Origin of the sequence: Pseudoalteromonas sp. KS88, from assembly GCF_004766475.1 — a bacterium.
Taxonomy (GTDB): domain Bacteria; phylum Pseudomonadota; class Gammaproteobacteria; order Enterobacterales; family Alteromonadaceae; genus Pseudoalteromonas.
The window spans coordinates 1-19,482 of record NZ_PYHV01000027.1; the positions used below are offsets into that span (position 1 = coordinate 1).

The following is a 19,482-nucleotide window of genomic DNA, read 5'->3' on the forward strand; positions in this document are numbered from 1 at the left end:
ACCGCTCGACTTGCATGTGTTAGGCCTGCCGCCAGCGTTCAATCTGAGCCATGATCAAACTCTTCAATTAAAGTTTTTTGTCTTTCGACAGCTCAATGAATTCTGAATTTATTTAATATCTTTCGATATTGAATTGACTGTGCTGCAATAAATAAATTTATTGCTGTTGGTCACTCAGTTTCAATTGAGACTCTAAATTTTTTTGCCTCACTACCTAAGTAGCTTGGCTGTTAGAACTCAATCTGTACGAGTGCCCACACAGATGATTGCTTTATATTGTTAAAGAACGTTGCGATTAAAGTGCTTTACTTTATCTCGCTAGGGCTGCGCATGTTACGCCTTCCTGTTTTTTTGTCAACACTTAATTTTAAACTTTTTTAAAAATCTAAACTCAAGTTTTACTCGACTACCTGATTAGCTGCTTGCCTCGCTAAGCGTTGCCTGCTCTGCCGTCTCAGTGGGGTCGCATTATAGGGAGAACCAATTTTTACGCAAGCGTTTTTAATCGTTTTTTTGCATTTAATTTTTACCCCAACGATACTCAAGCAAAACACACAAGTTACACACAAAAACCTGTGGATAAGTGATTAATTTGCGCTCTTTACTAAACTATTTATCACGCTTGTGGTAAGTTGCGCCGCATATTTACAACTCGTTTATTAGGCAGCACACATGACAGATATAATAAATAGTATAAGTGGTCTCTTATGGGGTCATATTTTGGTGTACTTATTAATAGCCGCGGGACTATTTTTTACAATACGCCTTGGCTTTATTCAATTCTTACAATTCCCGCATATGGTCAAAGTAATGTTCCAAAGCCGTCAAGGTTCAGATGGCGGTATCTCCTCTTTCCAAGCATTTTGTACGTCCTTAGCTGCCCGTGTTGGTACAGGTAATATGGCAGGTGTTGCAGTCGCGCTTTATTTAGGTGGTGCTGGTGCTATTTTTTGGATGTGGCTGATAGCTTTAATAGGTATGGCAACGAGTTTTGCAGAAAGTACGTTGGCTCAGGCTTACAAAACTCGCGATGAGGAAGGTAATTTTCGCGGTGGCCCTGCTTACTACATGGAATACGGTCTTGGCAAACGTTGGATGGGCATCGTGTTTTCGCTGTGCTTGATTCTAGCATTTGGTTTAGTTTTTAATGCTGTACAGTCAAACTCAATTGCAGCAGCATTTGAAGTTGCCTTCGGTATTCCCAACTATATAGTAGGTATAGCACTTGTTATAGGCTCTGGTATTATCATATTTGGGGGTCTAAAAACGATTTCACGGTTTGCTGAGTTAGCAGTCCCTTTCATGGCCGCCGCCTATCTAATTGTTGCATTGTATATATGCGCTATAAATTACACTGAATTACCAGATGTATTTATGCATGTAATTAGAAGTGCCTTTGGCCTTGAGCAAGCTGGCGCCGGGGCAATTGGTTATGGTGTTATGCAAGCGATGATCCAGGGGATCAAGCGCGGATTATTCTCAAACGAAGCGGGTATGGGTAGCGCAGCTAATGCTGCGGCAACCGCAACACCCAATCCACCTCACCCTGCTTCACAAGGTTATGTACAAATGCTAGGTGTATTTGTTGATACTATTATTATTTGTACTGCGACAGCCGCACTTATTTTATTGTCTGAACAATTAGCACCAGGCTCAAATGTAACGGGTATAGCTTTAACACAAGCAGCCCTTGAAGAGCATGTTGGTAGCTGGGGCGCAATATTTGTTGCAGTCGCCATTTTGTTTTTTGCTTTTACATCAATTGTAGCTAACTATTCTTATGCTGAAACAAACTTAATGTTTTTAGAGCACAACCATGCATCAGGCATGTTGATATTTAGGTTACTAGTTTTAGGTATGGTAATGTTTGGTGCGCTTGGCGAATTGCCACTTGTGTGGACTTTAGCGGATGTATCTATGGGCTTAATGGCAATAGTGAACGTAATCGCGTTATTTATGCTATCTGGTGTTGTAGTATGGCTAGCTAAAGATTATAACGCTCAACGACGCGCTGGAAAACTACCGACGTTCGACCCAAGTAAAAACGATAAGCTCAATAAAACGATTCCAAAAGGCATTTGGCACAAGTAACTTTAAAATGGTTTCGATAAAAACCCGAAACGGCCGTGGTCATTTCGGGTTTTTTATTGTTTTATATTAGTTCGCTTAATTAAGAGCTCTATTTTAATGTAGACACTCTTTGTCGCTCACTTGAGGTTTAGACTCTCAAAATGATTAAGTGTTATTGCGGATTGGTATAAGCCTCGTCGGTATATTCCTAATAACAGTATTTACCTAGTAAGACTCTTAACAAACGCATTAGTATTATCAAGCGCCTCGTCCCCTCTCTTTATAAATAATTAGTGAAGCAATTTACATTAACGCTATTAATGCTGGTTATGGCTTTGTAATGGTGTTAATACAAATAACAGTATGTGACTTTGGTTGATGCATATTACGAAACAAAACCATCAACGCCATTAAAAGCCTTATATTACTGCTTTTATATAAACCTCTTAAATTGGCCAGCCTGTTTTGGGGTGGATAGTTCCCATCGATAGCAAGGCGTAAATTTAGTGTTTTGTTCTAAATGAGAGGTTTTTTCGTGGCTAGAGTCAGGTTTGGATTATAAAAATGATCAACTGCAACCCGTTAATAGAGCAAATTTTTGCAACAAAGCGTGAGAATTTAACGTTTTAGACTAATGAAGTATTTTAGTGTGATCTTTTACGATTAGTTCGGTTAATCGAGAATAGTTTAATTAAAACTATAAGGGGAGAGCATAAAGTGGTGCCCGAGGCCGGACTTGAACCGGCACGACTTGTTAGTCGAGGGATTTTAAATCCCTTGTGTCTACCAATTCCACCACTCGGGCATCGAGTTTGCTATTTAAAGCGTGTGGACTAATTATTTGGAGGCGGAACCCGGAGTCGAACCGGGGTAAACGGATTTGCAATCCGGTGCATGGCCACTCTGCCATTCCGCCTAAACATATCAAATAATTTGGAGCGGCACACGAGGCTCGAACTCGTGACCTCGACCTTGGCAAGGTCGCGCTCTACCAACTGAGCTAGTGCCGCATAAAACATTATCAGTAATTCGTACGTTGTTGCGCGATTATGTCGCGGTAAAACGTTCTGGCAACTGAGTTAGTGCCCATTATTGAGTATTTATCTAACTTTTAATTACCTTGGTAAAATAATTAAAAGTGGTGCCCGAGGCCGGACTTGAACCGGCACGACTTGTTAGTCGAGGGATTTTAAATCCCTTGTGTCTACCAATTCCACCACTCGGGCATCGAGTTTGCTATTTAAAGCAAGTGGATAAAACTAATATGGAGCGGCACACGAGGCTCGAACTCGTGACCTCGACCTTGGCAAGGTCGCGCTCTACCAACTGAGCTAGTGCCGCATCATATTAATTCTATTTTTCACATAAACTAATTTATGTAACATTATTTTTATAAATTACACTTGGCGATGTAATTAAACCACAAAGTGGTGCCCGAGGCCGGACTTGAACCGGCACGACTTGTTAGTCGAGGGATTTTAAATCCCTTGTGTCTACCAATTCCACCACTCGGGCATCGAGTTTGCTATTTAAAGCATGTGGAGTGTTGTTGGAGGCGGAACCCGGAGTCGAACCGGGGTAAACGGATTTGCAATCCGGTGCATGGCCACTCTGCCATTCCGCCCCAATATCGGGGTTAGCCTTTAAGATAAACTGGAGCGGCACACGAGGCTCGAACTCGTGACCTCGACCTTGGCAAGGTCGCGCTCTACCAACTGAGCTAGTGCCGCTTTGTTTATCTAGGGGGCTATGCCCTCTCAACACGGACGCATTCTACAGAGATTATTAAACGCGTCAATACAAAAAATGCTAGTTTTGAACTGTTTGATTATTTTTTATCTAAAACGGTGCGTTATTAGACGTTTACAATCAATTTTTAGTCAATTCACCCCATGCAGCTACTAAATATTGCAGCATTGAACTCAATGTTAAGAAGGTTGCAATATATAATAAGCCATAGCTTAAATACATCATCCATGTATCGTACTGCCAAATCAGGCCTATAATGGCTAACATTTGTGCTGCTGTTTTGATCTTGCCCATATTAGACACAGCAACATTACCTCTTTTGCCCTGCTCAGCCATCCATTCGCGTAAAGCTGATATAACTATCTCTCGGCTAATGATGATTAATGCAGGAATGGTCATATACATAGATTGATAATAACTAGATAGTGCAACCAGTGCAGCGCACACCATTACTTTATCTGCTACTGGATCTAAAAATGCGCCAAAGGGCGTTGATTGCTCAAGCTTACGCGCTAAGTAACCATCAAGGATGTCGGTTATTGATGCTAGCCAAAAAATAAATGCGGCAGCAAAAAATGCCCATGAATAAGGTAAATAAAATATCACCAAAAAAATGGGGATAAGAAAAAGTCTAAAGGTTGTGAGTGTGTTTGGAATATTCCACATAACTACTTGGAGATGTCTTTTTTTCTATATTCGCACGAAGGGCTAGCCCTTGTCATGCAAATGATTAAATATCTTCTCAGCCATGTCAGGGCTGATCCCAGGAACTTGCTTTAATTGATCTATATTAGCAGCTTTTACACCCTGCATGCCCCCTAAATATTTTAATAATGTTTGACGTCGAACAGAGCCGACACCGCTAATCTCTTCTAGCAACGACTGGGTACGTTGTTTTTGACGCTTATTTCGGTGCCCTGCAATTGCAAAGCGGTGCGATTCATCACGAATATGCTGAATTAAGTGAAGCGCTGGTGCATCAGAGTCCATTGGAATGGTTTTTCTACCACCATCAATTAAAAGTGTTTCCAAACCAGGCTTACGGCTGGTCCCCTTTGCAACACCAACCAATAACGGCATTTTTGAATGTGGCCAAGTTTCAAAATATTGCTCAGCACGAGAAAGTTGCCCTTTTCCGCCATCAATGAATATAACATCAGGAATTTTATCTTCCGCAACAAGCTTGTTGTAACGCTTATTTAACGCAAATTCCATTGCGGCATAATCATCGCCCCCTGTTATACCAGTCACATTAAAGCGACGATACTCTTTATTATTAGGTCCTTGAGAATCAAAAACAACGCAACTTGCCACCGTATTTTCGCCCATTGTATGGCTGATATCAAAACATTCCATTCTATTAATATCATCAAGCCCCAGAGTTGCCTTGAGCTGAGCGTAGCGTTTGTTTATTGAGTCGATGGTACTTTGTTTTACAGTGATACTATTTAATGCATTTTTATTGGCTAATTGTAAATATTGAAAGCGCTCGCCCCGAGTTACTGTTTTTAAAGTTACTTTGCGCTCACTTATTTGACTCATAGCATCACTGAGTACATCAGACTCATTAAGTGTAAAAGGTAAAATGACTTCTTTTGCAATTCTGCCAGTAGCCCCTGGCGCCAGGTAATATTGACCCAAAAAAGATGTAAGGATTTCTTCATGCGATGAATCTTTTGGTACTTTTGGGAAATATGTTTTACTGCCGAGCACTTTATGGTCGCGAATCATCAATAAATGTATACCATTTAAGCCATTTAAGTGAGCAAAGCCTACAACATCCATTTCAGCATGATTTCCAGAAATAGACTGCTGCTCTTGCATCTTACGTAGTAACATTATTTGGTCACGAACTTTGGCAGCAAGTTCAAATTGCAACGCCTTACTGGCAACTTCCATTTTATTTACCAGCTCAGCAATAACCTCATGTGACTTACCCGTCAAAAATTTTCTAACATAATCGACTTGTTGAGCATATTCTTCATCAGTTACTTTATTAACACACGGTGCTGAACAACGTTTAAGTTGATATTGCAAACAGGGGCGACTGCGAGCTCTGTAATATGCATCTTCACACTGGCGAACTGGAAATATTTTCTGCATTAGCCTTAAGCTTTCAGACACAGCCCCAGCACTTGGGAAAGGACCAAAGTATTCGCCTTTGACTTTTCGGCTACCACGGTGAAACGCCAAACGAGGGTGTTTATGAGCAGTAAGTAAGATGTAAGGGTACGACTTATCATCACGTAACAAAATGTTGTAACGCGGCTGATATTTTTTTATTAGGTTGTTTTCAAGCAGAAGCGCTTCGGTTTCGGTATTAGTAAGCGTAACTTCAATACCATTAATATTGCTGACTAAAACACGCGTTTTGCTGTCTGTTACGTTACTTCTAAAGTAACTAGTTACCCGCTTTTTTAAATTTTTAGCTTTGCCGACATAAATGACTTTTTGTTCACTATCAAGCATCCTGTATACACCAGGTTCACTTGATAGTGTTTTTAAAAAATGCGCGTGATCAAATTGAGTCATAAAACAGATTAATTTGCGCTATCAATATCAATCATTTTGTACCGAATTGCTAAGTGGGTTAGCTCTACATCCCCACTCACATTAAGTTTTTCAAACATGCGATAACGGTAGCTATTCACTGTTTTAGCACTTAAATTTAATCGCTCGGCAATGTCTTGAACTTTTTGCCCTTTTGTAATCATGAGCATTATCTGTAGCTCACGCTCAGATAAACAGTGAAATGGGTTTTCATCTGTTCGGCCTGTTACCTGCGCCAAAGCTATTTGTTGGGCTATGTTAGGCGCTATATAGCGTTGACCTGCATTCACAGCCCTAATAGCATTAACCATTTCATCTGATCCCGCATCTTTGGTCAGAAACCCGTGCGCACCAATTTGCATAACTTTACTAGGAAATGGGTCTTCGCATTGCACTGTTAGTACGATAATTTTCACATCAGGACAGTAACGGCAAATCTTTTTTGTCGCCTCTAATCCACCGATCCCAGGCATGTTCATATCCATTAATACAATATCTGGCGAATTTTGCCGACAAAACTGAACAGCTTCTTCACCTGTTTTTGCCTCGCCAACTACCTTAAAACCCCGAATATCATCTAGAATACGTCTGATCCCTGTACGCACAAGTTCATGATCATCAACTAGAAGTACATTAATCAATGGAACACCCTCATATAACCTAAAAACATGCCCTAATGGCAAAATTAATGCGTCACATTAACACATAAAGCTGAAACGATAACAGTATTATCGTTTCACAAACTTCAAATTAGGCTGATTGTTTTTCACTAAAACGATCAACCCACAAAGCAATGACACCGTCTCCCGTTACATTACATGCCGTACCGAAGCTATCTTGGGCTAAATAAAGTGCAATCATTAACGCTACAGCCCCTTCGTTAAATCCTAACATACTGGTTAACAAGCCTAATGCAGACATTACGGCACCACCTGGCGCTCCTGGTGCAGCAATCATAACGACCCCAAGCATCATAATAAATGGCAACATACCAACAAGTGAAGGTACGCCCATATTGGGTGATAAGAACATGACGGCCATCGCACATGTTACAATAGTAATGGTCGAACCTGAGAGGTGGATAGTCGCGCATAAAGGCACACTAAAGTTAGCAACATCTTCTTTTACGTTATTTGCTTTACTCGCTCGTAATGAAACAGGAATTGTTGCAGCACTTGACATAGTGCCTAATGCTGTAAAATACGCTGGGAGCATGTTCTTCAACAACTCAAGTGGATTACGTTTGAGTAAGATACCACTGCCTACATAAAGGATACTTAACCACACCCAATGCATAACAAGCGCAGCGATAAGTACAACGCCAAACGTTTGTAAGGTATCAACGACGGTGCCAGCCACAGTCATTTCAGCAAATACACCCGCAATGTAAAAAGGTAAAGCAGGAATAATGACCTTAGCGAGTAACGCATCAATCACATCTCGCCCCTGATCAGACACTTTCTTAAGCGTTTCTAATTGTAATTGACTCATGCCAATACCAAAAACAAATGCAGTAGCAAGAGCAGTCATTACACCCATCAATGGTGGAATTTCTATATCAATAAAGCTTGTAACTTCAGTAACAACTTCAGCTTCAAATGTTAGGCCACCATCAAAAAGCGGGATCACTGCACTGATAACTAAAAAAGCCAATGTACCTGCAATGACTGTTGAACCATACGCAAAGCCAACTGTTTTTCCCAGAAGGTGACCTGAGCCTTTAGGTAAACCCGCAATTCCCGAGGCAATAAAAAATAAAATGATTAAAGGGATAGTAAAAGAAATTATTTGTCCGATAATTTCTTTTGCGGTGTAAAGAAGCTCAACACCTATCAGTGGCGCATACAAGCCCACTAAAATACCACCGACAATACCGGCTATTAATTTGAGTATTAAATTCATAACGTTCACTTTAAGATATAGATATTAACCTTTTACCACGTTTTAATTTATTTTTGTTATAAATTAGGCAGATTTATGTTTAATCGTATAAATTACCACCACAACAGGGCTCAAACTGATTTAAACGTAAATATATGCGCCCTATCGCGTTGCATTTGTTAACAAACATGCAAATTTATAACATACCCCTAGTTTGAACTTTTATAAGCATTTATGTACAAATCAATTATCTGTGCAGCCTTTATCAGCGCTTCCTTTAACGCTATTTCGGCCACTCAACCTATTAAACTACCTTACATCCCTCAATCAGCTACTGTAGATGGAAAATTAGATGAACCAAGCTGGAAACAAGCCAGAAAAATAGTCATAGATAATGTAACTTGGCCTTACGAAAATACTAAAAGCCCGGTGAACACCAACGTATACGTTTACGAAAATGGTGAAACTCTTTTTATCGGATTTGATGCACAAGATTCAAACCCTGAAGATATTCGCGCATTTTATCGTGATCGTGATGCTGCTTGGGACGATGACTTAGTCGGTTTAAAAATAGACTCTTACAACAACTCTCAACTTGCATATCAATTTTTTATAAACCCTCTTGGTGTCCAACAAGATTCAATTGAAAATGAACTTACTAAAAGCGAAAGTTCATCATGGGACGGTATTTGGGATAGTGTGGGCATTATTCATGAAAATGGTTATACGGTTGAAGTAGCCATACCTCTGCGTGTACTTAACTTTGATGACAGTATCGCTAATAAAACCATGGCTATGGAATTTTTACGGTTTTTACCCAGAAGTGAACGTTTGCGTATTTCGAGCATGCAAATAGATCATGGTAACAATTGTTGGATTTGTCAGATGCCCAGTTACATAGGATTTGAACAAGCAAAACAAGGTAACAATGTAGCTGTTATTCCTTCTGTGGTAACTGGAAAAAGTGAAAACCGCGACATAGATGCAACTGAGGTAGGTGAATGGCAAGCCGATCAAAATACTGAAGTAAGCCTTGATGTAAAGTGGGGTATCACTCCCGATATTACGCTTAATGCTACCATTAACCCTGATTTTTCTCAGGTAGAGGCTGACGTTGCACAGCTGAGTGTTAATAATAACTTTAGCTTGTTTTTTCCAGAAAAAAGGGCATTCTTTTTAGATAATGCAGACTATTTTGCCTCTACACTAAACTTAATACATACCCGAAATATTGCAGAGCCAGACTACGGAACTAAAATTACAGGCAGCAAGAACGGTCATACTTTTGCAGGCTTTGTTGCCAACGACAGTCAAACAAACGTTTTAATCCCCGGGAATCTAGGTTCTTCACTTGTTTCTTTTGACAGTAAAAGTGAAAACGCTGCGCTGCGTTATCGATATGATTTTGCGTCAGCTTTGTCATTGGGTTCAACAATAACACACCGTCAAAGTGATGATTACCAAAACAGTGTATTGAGTATTGATGGCAAGTTTAAACCGACAGTGAATGATACATTTTTACTTCAAGTCTTAAAGTCTGACACACAATACAGCGATGAATTTATAAATGAGTTGTGTGATGGTGAGAGTTGTTTAGACGCTGATCCTGAGCCTTGTGAAATAAATCAGGATTGTGATTTTAATGAAGGTGTTTTACGAGTTCTTAATCAACATAAACAATCAGGGACTGGCTACTTTGTAAAATATGAACACGATGAAAAATATTGGCGAGCTTTTGCCGATTACCAATACCGCGATGCCGATTTACGTGCTGATTTAGGGTTTATTTCACAAGTTGATTTTCAAAAGTTTACCACTGGTGGGGAGTATCGCTGGTATGGTGAAAAGCACAACTGGTGGAATCGTGCTAATTGGTATGCGGATTGGGATATTACACACAACGAAAATAACGAATTACTAGAAAAAGAAGCCCAAACTAGCTTTTCAGTCAATGGCCCTCTGCAAAGTTATTTTGAACTATCTATGGAACACCGAAACCGAACTGGCCTTCGTCATGATAAATCACGGCTAGACATCGACAATAATACTGATCTTTTCAGCGAAAATGGTATTGGTTTATACAGTAACTTTAAGCCCAAAGCTGGATTATTTGCTTCTTTATACATGTACACGGGTAATGCAGTAGATCTGGCCAATAATCGTGTTGGCAACAAGCTTCGGATCCGCCCGATTTTAAATATGAATTTGGGTAAGCACTTTGAAATACGCCTTCGTCATACCTATGAGAAGTTAGACGCAAACGGCCGTGACGTATTTACCGCTAATTTAAGTGACGTCAGGTTGACCTATCAATTCAATGTAAATAGCTTCTTAAGGCTTGCCGTTATCTACACAGATCTCGAAAGGAATAAAAGCAACTATATTGAAGATGTCGACAGCCAATATAAAAAATTAGCTACACAACTGTTGTATTCTTACAAACTAAACCCACAAACAGTTTTCTTTGCAGGCTACTCCGATACAGGCTATCAAGATGATGAGCTTTCATCCATCACAAAAGAACAGCGCACTTTATTTGCTAAATTCAGCTATGCTTGGCTTTTATAATTAACTAATGAGCCTCAATAGAGAGCTCATTTTAGCTGTTAGCCGCTGATTATAAGGCTTATGACTAAATGCTATAAGCCTATTCGCTATATGTTATAGCCAAACTTTACTTTCGTTTTTTATGGGGCAAAGTAAAGTGTGGTTATTATAGATCGAACACATACGTGATTTGATCCCCATTGAATTAATTGCTTCCAAGGGAACATTATGTCTAACATTTTTGAAGATAACTCATTAGCGATTGGTAACACACCAATCGTCAAGCTTAACCGCGTAACGTCTGGGAATGTATTTGCCAAGATAGAATCTCGTAACCCAAGCTTTAGTGTAAAATGTCGTATAGGCGCTTCAATGATTTGGGAAGCAGAAAAATCGGGCGTTCTAACTAAAGATAAAGAATTAATCGAACCAACATCTGGTAATACAGGTATCGCGCTTGCTTTTGTTGCAGCTTCACGCGGCTACAAGTTAACGCTAACTATGCCAAACACAATGAGCTTAGAGCGTCGTAAGCTACTTAAAGCATTAGGTGCAAATCTAGTGTTGACAGATGGTGCTAAAGGTATGAATGGCGCTATTGAAAAAGCGAAAGAAATTCAAGCAAGTGATCCTCAAAAGTACATTCTTTTACAACAATTCGAAAACCCTGCAAACCCTAAAATTCACTTTGAAACAACGGGCCCAGAAATCTTCGAAGCAATGGACGGAAAGATTGATATCTTCGTTGCAGGTGTTGGTACAGGCGGTACAATCACAGGTGTTAGCCGTTATCTAAAACTAGAAAAAGGGCTAGATGTGCTATCAGTTGCTGTTGAGCCAACAAACTCACCCGTTATCAGCCAAACACTCGCTGGTGAAGAAGTTAAACCTGGTCCTCATAAAATTCAAGGTATTGGCGCAGGCTTTATCCCGGGCAACCTAGACTTAGAAGTTGTAGACGCTGCTGAGCAAGTATCTAATGAAGATGCAATTTCAATGGCTCATGAACTTATGAAAAACGAAGGTATTTTAGTGGGTATTTCATCAGGTGCCGCTGTTGTAGCTGCTAAACGTCTTGCTGAAAAGCCTGAAAACGCAGATAAAAACATTGTTGTTATCTTACCAAGTGCGACCGAGCGTTACCTTTCTAGCCCGTTATTCGCTGATGAATTTTCTGATCAAGAACTCGTACAGTAATATATTCTCGATATACTAAATACCTCAGGCCCCGTATCTATGCGGGGCTTTTATTTGTAACTCAATAAAATTAAAACACAACCCTCCCCTCCATAATTAAGACACATTTGACGGCTAGTGTTATATAACTCATTTCCATTTTGCCTTCTTATGTACAACTTTATATACCCCTTAGTGTTAATATTATCTTTTTCAACTTTAGCTGTTGCTGATGCCAAAATAAAAAAAATCGAAACATCTGTAGCAAATGAAAATTTAGACATATCAAGAAAAAGCTTAGATTCATTTTTTGAACAGATGGAGTTTGCTAAGTCACTAAGAAAAGCGAGTAACCATAAAAAGGCCATTGAAGTTTTAAAGCCTCTATTAAACTATACACACCTGTCTAACACAGAGCTATTCAAACTGCACACTGAGCTGGGGATCAATCATCGACGCTCTTTATTATTAAAAAATGCCACAACACATTATCTCTTAGCCAAAAAAATAGCGAAAGAAATTGGCGAAAATGAATTACTTTCCAAAGCCCACAGTAACCTAGGTGTTTTATATGAAACACAGAGCAACTTATCTCTGGCTATGCAAGAGCAAACTAAAGCGTTAGCACTTCTTGATAAAAGTTCAAACTGGGGGCTAATAGCGAGTGTGTATTACAATCTAGCTGAAATATCTAGTAGGTTAAATAAGTTAGAGGAGGCAGCCTACCTTTATTCAAAAGCACTTGAGAACGATAAAAAATCACAGGACAAATTTAATATTGCTTCCACTAATTTAAGTTTAGCTAAAATAACAATTAAGCAGACTAATTATCATCTTGCAATAACACAGCTCATTAGCACTCTCGAGTATCTATCTAGTTTGAAAGCTCCGCAGCAGCTCTCTGTTACGCATAGACTATTATCCTTGAGTTACATGAAAACAAACCGATTAAATAAAGCATTCAAGCACGCAAATAAAAGTGTATCGTTTGCACTAGATACAGACTCGCCGATTTATAAAGCTTATTCATTAATGCAATTGTTAGAAGTGTCGTTAGCGAAAAAAAACATACTTTTAAGTACACAAACTTTGCACAAGATTCAGCAGCAACTTGAACATATTGATAACGAAGTACTGCTTTTAAAGTACCACAGATACAGTGCTTTACTTCTTGAATTAACCGGCGATCTTGAAAAAGCAATTCTGCATTGGAATATAGTTGACTCATATCACAACATCATTCAAGTAAACTATTTAAATGAGGCTACTACGAATTATATGCATCAAGTGGATTCACTTGTCCAAAGACAAAAGCTTATTACCTCTGAACAAAATAATATTGTCAGCCAGGCTAAACTGAAAACACAAAGGCTTGAGAAAAAAATATGGTTACTTGCATACTCAGTAGTATTTCTACTGTGTATTTTGATAATCAGCCTTTACTATATAAAACACAGAAAAGCTAAGTACAAAGCTAAGCTTTATCAATCCAGCTTGAATTTGAAAGACAAAATGTTAGCCGACATCTCACATGAATTAAGAACGCCTTTGAGTGTCCTCAAACTCAATATCGAAAGCTTAGAGCATGATTTACAGGAAGATAAATCACTTGCATACCAAAAAATTAATGACAAAATTAGTCAACTAAATAACTTGATAAGTAATGTCTATCAATTATCGCAAGTAGATAATGCATCTATGAGTTTAAACAATCAAACCTACTCTATTGTCAATTTATTTAAAACCTATTCTGAAGACCTTAAATCAATGGCAGAACATAAAGGGCTGACATTTATCATAGACAATGCGGTTTCACAAAAACAAAGTATTTTTATTGATAAACACAAACTCGATCAGATAATTTATAACATATTCAATAATGCTTGTTTGTACACAAATAACCCTGGATTAATTAGATTTAAAGTTCGCCTAAATCCAACACAACTTTTTATTCAAGTGGATGATAGTGCTCCTGGCGTCTCAGAATCACATATTGAACATTTATTTGAACGCCTTTACAGAGTCGAGGATACACGCTCTAAATCTGTTGATGGTTCAGGCTTAGGGCTCTCAATATGTGCTAGCTTGCTAAAGCTTATGCAAGGTTCAATTAAAATAAAAAAAGGTAAATACGGGGGGCTATGTGTGAGGGTGTTACTCCCACTTAAATATTAAAAAACTATAGAAATTAATATCTTATCCATTTTCTATCCATATTTAATTGTTTAAATTTAACAATACAGTGATGGAGAGAAAACATGACACAGCAAACATTAAAACACCGAGATTGGGTAAAGATAATTGATAAACGCCATAGAGAGCTCTCACTTAAAAAAAAGAAAACAATAGCTGACTTACTGCCTTGCTATTTAATTTGTTCGGTAGCGATTGGCTCTGCATTTTTAATATTATCCAGCTTCATAAAATCAAACAAGCAAGAAGAACTCTCTGCTCAAGAAAAGCAAATTATTCAGCAGTATTTTAGTAAAAAATTGAAAGCAGGAAGATGGTATTTAAGTCATTCAGACTTCAATGGTAATAACATAAGTATTTATATCAACTTACCGGAGCTGCTTCCTATAGAAGAGCCCTATCTGAGCAACTATATTCAAAATACTTTGTGTCCATCGCGTAAAGAGCATGAATCAAAGCTCATAGAAAATTACAACTTATTGATAAATTTGTTCACTGGGCCAAAAGCAACCAGTATGCAAAGCACAAGGTGTAAGGTGTAATTTGAACTGCAAAAAGCCAGTATTAATAGAATACTGGCTTTTTTATTGACTGGTTAAGCTATTTCATCTTTATTGAAGCAATAGCCGGCTCCATATACAGAGCCAACTATTTTAGGAGAGAAATTTAAGTGTTTAAGTTTTTTGCGGATGTTTTTAATATGGCTATCAATCACTCGGTCGGTGATATCCAAGTTGCTCGGTTGCACATATTCAAGAATATATTGTCTAGAGAACACACGGCTTGGTGATTTATACAGGAGTGAAAAAATGTCAAATTCTACTTTAGTAAGAGCAAGCAAGTTGCCTTTTAATTTTACAGTTAGGTTTTCAGTGTTTATTTCGATGGCCTGCTCAGCCTCTGTATGTTGATTTTGTGAGCACCGGCGTAATATAGCTTTCACACGCATTACTAACTCAGCCGCACTGAAGGGTTTACAAACATAATCATCAGCCCCCAGTTCAAGCCCTTTTAATCGGTCTGACTCAGCAACTTTGGCTGTAACCATAATTACAGGTACTAACGAAAAAAGCCTAATCTGCTTTAAACACTCGACCCCACACTGATTAGGTAGCATTACATCCATTATTATTGTATCGGGTTTATTTTCTTTAACCCAAGAGACAACTTTTGCACCATCATCAATATGTGTTGATTTAAAACCTGCCGCTTTAAAAAAAAGCATTACTTGTTGAGCAATATCAATATCATCTTCAACAATTAAAACATGATGCATAAATGAGCCTGTTTATTTTATTTGAATTGTTTTTAAATGCTTTTTTATCGAGCATCTAAAGGTTAATGATAATGTTTCGTCAAATAACAACATTGATAATACATCATATATATCATCACTATTTTCCAACTCACAAAGTAAATCCTGCTCAATGGGTGTTGTTGACTTGATAAAGCCAAGGGCCGATAGTTTTGTATAAGAAACAGACATACCTAAGCGCTATCCATATAAGTTTACACCAAAAATACTATTTTGGTTTTAAATTCTAATATGGTTATTACAACTCAATATTATGGAGAGAATATGGATAATGTCATAGGATGTTATTTATTTAAGTATAAAGGAACAGTAATGAGCACGCTGACGCCGCCTAATTCACTTAGCGATGCGTTGATAGTCCCCCCATGTAAAGATATTATTTTTTTACTTATTGCCAGTCCTAAGCCTGAACCACCGGATTCTCTGCTTCTTGATTTATCACAACGGTATAAACGGTCAAAGATTTTATCTAAATCATTTACACTGACACTTGGACTGGAATCACTTAAGCATAGAATCAAATCGTTATTAATGATCTCGCTACTAAACTCTACTTTACCTGGTAAATCTGTGTAGTTAATACTGTTGCGCGCGAGATTATAAATAACCTGATTTAATTTATGAACATCAATTGATACTAAAACGTTTAATTGTATATTAACTTTACTTTCAAATGATAAACCCGCTTTAGTCACTAAAAGCTCAATGTCATTTGAGAAATTTGAAACGAGCTCATACGCATCACACTGCACCCTTTGTAACTCTAGATATCCACTATCAGCCTGAGCAAGTTCATATATATCAGAGATTAATTTATTTAGGCTGTCCAACCTGACATGTAAGAGTTTATATGTCGCGTCTGGATCATCTATCAAGTTATGCTCTAGTGACTCTATATTTAATTTTAACACCGTTAAAGGTGTGCGAAGCTCGTGTGATACATCCGCTAATAATTGGTCCTTCATCATAAGCGACTTATTTAATATTGTCGCTTCTTGCTGAGCCAACTTGCGTTTTTGACGATAGAGTAAATACAAGCCAATAAAACTGAGTAGAAGTATCAGCGCCACACCAGCAGCAATAAACATATTTTGCTGATTTTTAATTTCATTAACTTCCTGCTCTGCTTTCATTTCGGCTAATTCGATCTGAGACGTTTGGTATTGCGCTTGTGCTGCTAACCCTAGCGCGCGTGAGTTACTCTCATTATTCATTTCGTCTGTTAGATTATTGTATGCCATATTTTTCATAGCAAAGGCTTCTTCAAAACGACCTAGTTGGCTATAAACTGTGGCTAATAAGTTTGTTAATGAATGTTGAGAACTCTGTGTAACACCGCTGGTATTGAGCTTATTTAAAACCTTCAGAGCCTTCATATGATCATTATTACCCACAAGCGCTTTAGCATAAGATAGTGAAAGCTGTTGATGTAGTACCTTACTTTCAATTTTATCTAAGCTTTCAAGTGCTTCTTCAAAAAGAAGAATAGCCTCTGCGTATTGCTGTGTATGTGCAAGTAACTCAGCCTGATTACCTTTAGTCCATGCAATATTTCTTTCACTTTTTAACTCAGTGAAAAGCGTCAACGCCTCTTCTAAAAAAACGGGTACTTCAGCATATCGCTCAAGAGCCATCAACTGTTGACTTATTTTAATTAGGTCAGACCCCGCATAATTAAAAAACTGAGTTTTTTTGTCATACTTATATGCATTTAAATACGCATCGAGGCTTTTTTCATGGTCTTTTAAATCTGCATAGCTTTTACCAATACTGTAATATAGTTGACCATACCAATTTTCGGGGGACTCTGCCTGATTCGTTACATAATCTAAGAGATCTAACTGAATTTCTAACGCTTTAACAGGCAACTTTAGATCACTATAAATCATTGCTTCAGCATTATAAGCAGCCATGGTAACAGGTGTGTTATTTGCCATAGTCGCCGCAATTTTGGCCCTTTCTACAGCTCGCATCGCTTCACTAAATTTACCGCTCTCTTTAAGAGCAAAAGAGTAAAACCGTAAACTATGGCTTAGCATCCGATGGTCTTTTGTTTTCTCAAAGAATTTAATTGCTTGCTCAAAATTTCGTTGTGCTGTTATAAATTGCCCGAGATTTATAGCCAAATCTCCACGAGTAATAAATAATTTTCCCTGATATTCAGAACTTTTAAACCTCGTAAGCAACTCCTCAAGTTGATTCAAGTAATTCTCTACTTTAGTAAAATCTCCCAGCTTATTGTGCAGTAGTGCAACTCTGTGAAGAACGTAAGCACGTTGGCTATCAGCAAGCTCACTTTCAAGCAACCTTGCTCCTTCTTGAGCCAGCATTTCTTTATCTTTTTGTTCTTTTATTGCGGCTACAAACGAATCAAATTGTGTTGCCTCATTTGCAATTAATACCGGTGCTGTAAATACACTTAAAACTAAAATGAGTTTGATCAATAATTTCATTTACTCTACAAGTCCATACTGTGAGATATTTTATTGATTTAATAATAACAGTTTGCGATATAAAATTCTGTTCATAATAAAAAAGCAAGCCAGTAGGCTTGCTTTTCATATTCTTAAACTTTCAAAACGTTATACTTCTAAGTAGTCCATGATCCCTTCAGCGGCATTACGCCCTTCGAAGATTGCCGTAACTACTAAATCTGAGCCGCGAACGATATCGCCACCAGCAAAGATTTTTGGATTTGTGGTTTGATGGGTAAAATCACCTTGCTCTGGTGCATTAATGCCACCCCAATGGTTAATTTCAACATCGTATTTTTCTAACCAATCCATTTTGTGTGGCTTAAAGCCAAACGCCATAAGTACTTGGTCGGCTTCGATTACATGCTCTGAGCCAGGTACGACTTCTGCGCGGCTACGACCATTCTCATCAGGTTCACCCATTTGAGTTTTAACCATTCTAACGCCAGCAACATGACCTTTGTCGTCAAGTTCGATACCTGTAGGTTGTACGTTAAAGGTAAATTCCACACCTTCTTCCTTGGCGTTTTTAACTTCACGCTTTGAACCAGGCATATTTTCTTCGTCACGGCGATAAGCACAAGTTACTTTGTCAGCACCTTGACGAATCGATGTACGTACACAGTCCATCGCAGTATCACCACCACCAAGTACCACAACTTTTTGCTTAGCCATATCGATGTAAGCTTGGTTTGTTTCGTCATAGCCCATTACACGGTTAGTATTGCCGATTAAGAACGGCAGTGCATCATGTACGCCCGGTGCATCTTCATTTTCAAGGCCTGCACGCATACTTTGATATGTACCCACACCTAAAAACACAGCATCGTAATCAGCTAAAATCTCATCCATGGTGATATCAACACCGACTTCGACGTTAAGTTTAAACTCAACGCCCATTTCAGTGAATATTTCGCGGCGCTTTTGCATCACTTCTTTTTCAAGTTTGAAAGAAGGAATACCAAACGTTAATAACCCACCAATTTCAGGGTGACGGTCAAATACGACCGGTTTTACACCATTGCGCACTAGAATATCAGCACAGCCAAGACCTGCTGGGCCTGCACCAATAATGGCTACTTTTTTATCTGTCCATGTCACATAGGACATGTCAGGCTTCCAGCCCATTTTAAATGCCGTGTCAGTGATATACTTTTCGATATTACCGATAGTTACTGCGCCAAACTCTTCATCCAACGTACATGAGCCTTCGCATAATCTATCTTGTGGACAAACACGTCCACATACTTCAGGCAAACTATTGGTACGGTGAGACAGCTCTGCGGCCTCTAATATACGGCCTGTACGAATTAACTTGAGCCACTGTGGGATATAGTTATGTACTGGGCATTTCCACTCGCAATATGGGTTACCACAATCTAAACAACGATCAGCTTGAGAGTTTACTTGAGTCTCTGAAAAGGGTTCGTAAATTTCAACAAACGATTTCTTACGTGACGAAATAGGTTTCTTTCGCGGATCAACCCGCTGCACGTCTATAAATTGATATACATTCTCGCTCATACT

The 19,482-nt window shown here is 38.6% G+C and carries 12 protein-coding genes, 8 tRNA genes and 1 rRNA gene; 5 read left to right on the forward strand and 16 right to left on the reverse strand.

Annotated elements, in window-relative coordinates; genetic code table 11:
• Nucleotides 1–70 (reverse strand): 16S ribosomal RNA (locus tag C7Y70_RS16990); the annotation flags it as partial.
• Nucleotides 71–672: 602 nt separating this feature from the next.
• Here C7Y70_RS16990 and C7Y70_RS16995 point away from each other — a divergent pair.
• Nucleotides 673–2,091, forward strand: a complete 1,419-nt coding sequence (locus tag C7Y70_RS16995) for a sodium:alanine symporter family protein (RefSeq protein ID WP_099297104.1) — start codon at nt 673–675, stop codon at nt 2,089–2,091.
• 697 nt (nt 2,092–2,788) lie between these two features.
• Here C7Y70_RS16995 and C7Y70_RS17000 read toward each other — a convergent pair.
• The 12 genes from C7Y70_RS17000 to C7Y70_RS17055 all read right to left on the reverse strand — a co-directional run bounded on the left by C7Y70_RS17000 (nt 2,789) and on the right by C7Y70_RS17055 (nt 8,271).
• Nucleotides 2,789–2,875: transfer RNA gene (locus C7Y70_RS17000), tRNA-Leu, on the reverse strand.
• A 37-nt stretch (nt 2,876–2,912) separates the two neighbouring features.
• A tRNA-Cys gene (locus C7Y70_RS17005) sits at nt 2,913–2,986 on the reverse strand.
• 18 nt (nt 2,987–3,004) lie between these two features.
• Nucleotides 3,005–3,080 (reverse strand) — tRNA-Gly (locus C7Y70_RS17010).
• A 129-nt stretch (nt 3,081–3,209) separates the two neighbouring features.
• A tRNA-Leu gene (locus C7Y70_RS17015) sits at nt 3,210–3,296 on the reverse strand.
• Nucleotides 3,297–3,335: 39 nt separating this feature from the next.
• Nucleotides 3,336–3,411: transfer RNA gene (locus C7Y70_RS17020), tRNA-Gly, on the reverse strand.
• An 87-nt stretch (nt 3,412–3,498) separates the two neighbouring features.
• A tRNA-Leu gene (locus tag C7Y70_RS17025) sits at nt 3,499–3,585 on the reverse strand.
• A gap of 35 nt (nt 3,586–3,620) precedes the next feature.
• Nucleotides 3,621–3,694: transfer RNA gene (locus C7Y70_RS17030), tRNA-Cys, on the reverse strand.
• Nucleotides 3,695–3,724: 30 nt separating this feature from the next.
• Nucleotides 3,725–3,800, reverse strand: a tRNA-Gly gene (locus C7Y70_RS17035).
• A gap of 139 nt (nt 3,801–3,939) precedes the next feature.
• Nucleotides 3,940–4,485 carry a CDP-diacylglycerol--glycerol-3-phosphate 3-phosphatidyltransferase gene (gene pgsA, locus C7Y70_RS17040; protein WP_099297102.1) on the reverse strand — a complete coding sequence of 182 codons (546 nt, stop codon included), beginning with the start codon at nt 4,483–4,485 and terminating at the stop codon, nt 3,940–3,942.
• A gap of 42 nt (nt 4,486–4,527) precedes the next feature.
• Entirely contained in the window at nt 4,528–6,351 is a 1,824-nt protein-coding gene (gene uvrC / locus C7Y70_RS17045) for an excinuclease ABC subunit UvrC (RefSeq protein ID WP_135476054.1), read from the reverse strand.
• 8 nt (nt 6,352–6,359) lie between these two features.
• The gene (gene uvrY, locus C7Y70_RS17050) at nt 6,360–7,010 is read right to left on the reverse strand and encodes a UvrY/SirA/GacA family response regulator transcription factor (RefSeq protein ID WP_099297098.1); all 651 of its coding nucleotides are present in this window, start codon (nt 7,008–7,010) and stop codon (nt 6,360–6,362) included.
• A 109-nt stretch (nt 7,011–7,119) separates the two neighbouring features.
• Nucleotides 7,120–8,271, reverse strand: coding sequence for a dicarboxylate/amino acid:cation symporter (locus tag C7Y70_RS17055; protein ID WP_135476055.1), 1,152 nt, complete (start codon nt 8,269–8,271; stop codon nt 7,120–7,122).
• Between the two features lie 213 nt (nt 8,272–8,484).
• Here C7Y70_RS17055 and C7Y70_RS17060 point away from each other — a divergent pair, with 213 nt between their 5' ends.
• The 4 genes from C7Y70_RS17060 (at nt 8,485) to C7Y70_RS17075 (ending at nt 14,708) form a co-directional block, all read left to right on the forward strand.
• Complete coding sequence (locus tag C7Y70_RS17060) at nt 8,485–10,818, forward strand: carbohydrate binding family 9 domain-containing protein (RefSeq protein ID WP_135476057.1); 2,334 nt, start codon at nt 8,485–8,487, stop codon at nt 10,816–10,818.
• A 207-nt stretch (nt 10,819–11,025) separates the two neighbouring features.
• Nucleotides 11,026–11,994, forward strand: coding sequence for a cysteine synthase A (gene cysK, locus C7Y70_RS17065; protein WP_099297092.1), 969 nt, complete (start codon nt 11,026–11,028; stop codon nt 11,992–11,994).
• A 174-nt stretch (nt 11,995–12,168) separates the two neighbouring features.
• Nucleotides 12,169–14,148 (forward strand): tetratricopeptide repeat-containing sensor histidine kinase, encoded by a 1,980-nt coding sequence (locus C7Y70_RS17070; protein WP_167850843.1) that lies wholly within the window; start codon nt 12,169–12,171, stop codon nt 14,146–14,148.
• Between the two features lie 83 nt (nt 14,149–14,231).
• On the forward strand, nt 14,232–14,708 hold the full coding sequence (locus tag C7Y70_RS17075; protein ID WP_099297088.1) for a hypothetical protein: 477 nt from the start codon (nt 14,232–14,234) through the stop codon (nt 14,706–14,708).
• A gap of 53 nt (nt 14,709–14,761) precedes the next feature.
• Here the strand turns inward: C7Y70_RS17075 and C7Y70_RS17080 are convergent, their stop codons facing one another.
• The 3 genes from C7Y70_RS17080 to C7Y70_RS17090 form a co-directional block, all read right to left on the reverse strand.
• Nucleotides 14,762–15,442 (reverse strand): response regulator, encoded by a 681-nt coding sequence (locus tag C7Y70_RS17080; RefSeq protein WP_135476061.1) that lies wholly within the window; start codon nt 15,440–15,442, stop codon nt 14,762–14,764.
• A gap of 323 nt (nt 15,443–15,765) precedes the next feature.
• Nucleotides 15,766–17,934 (reverse strand): ATP-binding protein, encoded by a 2,169-nt coding sequence (locus C7Y70_RS17085; protein ID WP_135476063.1) that lies wholly within the window; start codon nt 17,932–17,934, stop codon nt 15,766–15,768.
• 129 nt (nt 17,935–18,063) lie between these two features.
• Nucleotides 18,064–19,479: an FAD-dependent oxidoreductase gene (locus C7Y70_RS17090; RefSeq protein ID WP_135476065.1), complete on the reverse strand. Its 1,416-nt coding sequence runs from the start codon at nt 19,477–19,479 to the stop codon at nt 18,064–18,066.
• Nucleotides 19,480–19,482: the final 3 nt, after the last annotated feature.

Excerpts from the sequence above, each read along its gene's own strand:
- C7Y70_RS16995 (WP_099297104.1), top strand. The coding sequence starts at position 673 with ATGACAGATATAATAAATAGTATAAGTGGTCTCTTATGGGGTCATATT.
- pgsA (WP_099297102.1), bottom strand. The coding sequence starts at position 4,485 with ATGTGGAATATTCCAAACACACTCACAACCTTTAGACTTTTTCTTATC.
- uvrC (WP_135476054.1), bottom strand. The coding sequence starts at position 6,351 with ATGACTCAATTTGATCACGCGCATTTTTTAAAAACACTATCAAGTGAA.
- C7Y70_RS17055 (WP_135476055.1), bottom strand. The coding sequence starts at position 8,271 with ATGAATTTAATACTCAAATTAATAGCCGGTATTGTCGGTGGTATTTTA.
- C7Y70_RS17060 (WP_135476057.1), top strand. The coding sequence starts at position 8,485 with ATGTACAAATCAATTATCTGTGCAGCCTTTATCAGCGCTTCCTTTAAC.
- cysK (WP_099297092.1), top strand. The coding sequence starts at position 11,026 with ATGTCTAACATTTTTGAAGATAACTCATTAGCGATTGGTAACACACCA.
- C7Y70_RS17075 (WP_099297088.1), top strand. The coding sequence starts at position 14,232 with ATGACACAGCAAACATTAAAACACCGAGATTGGGTAAAGATAATTGAT.
- C7Y70_RS17080 (WP_135476061.1), bottom strand. The coding sequence starts at position 15,442 with ATGCATCATGTTTTAATTGTTGAAGATGATATTGATATTGCTCAACAA.
- C7Y70_RS17085 (WP_135476063.1), bottom strand. The coding sequence starts at position 17,934 with ATGAAATTATTGATCAAACTCATTTTAGTTTTAAGTGTATTTACAGCA.
- C7Y70_RS17090 (WP_135476065.1), bottom strand. The coding sequence starts at position 19,479 with ATGAGCGAGAATGTATATCAATTTATAGACGTGCAGCGGGTTGATCCG.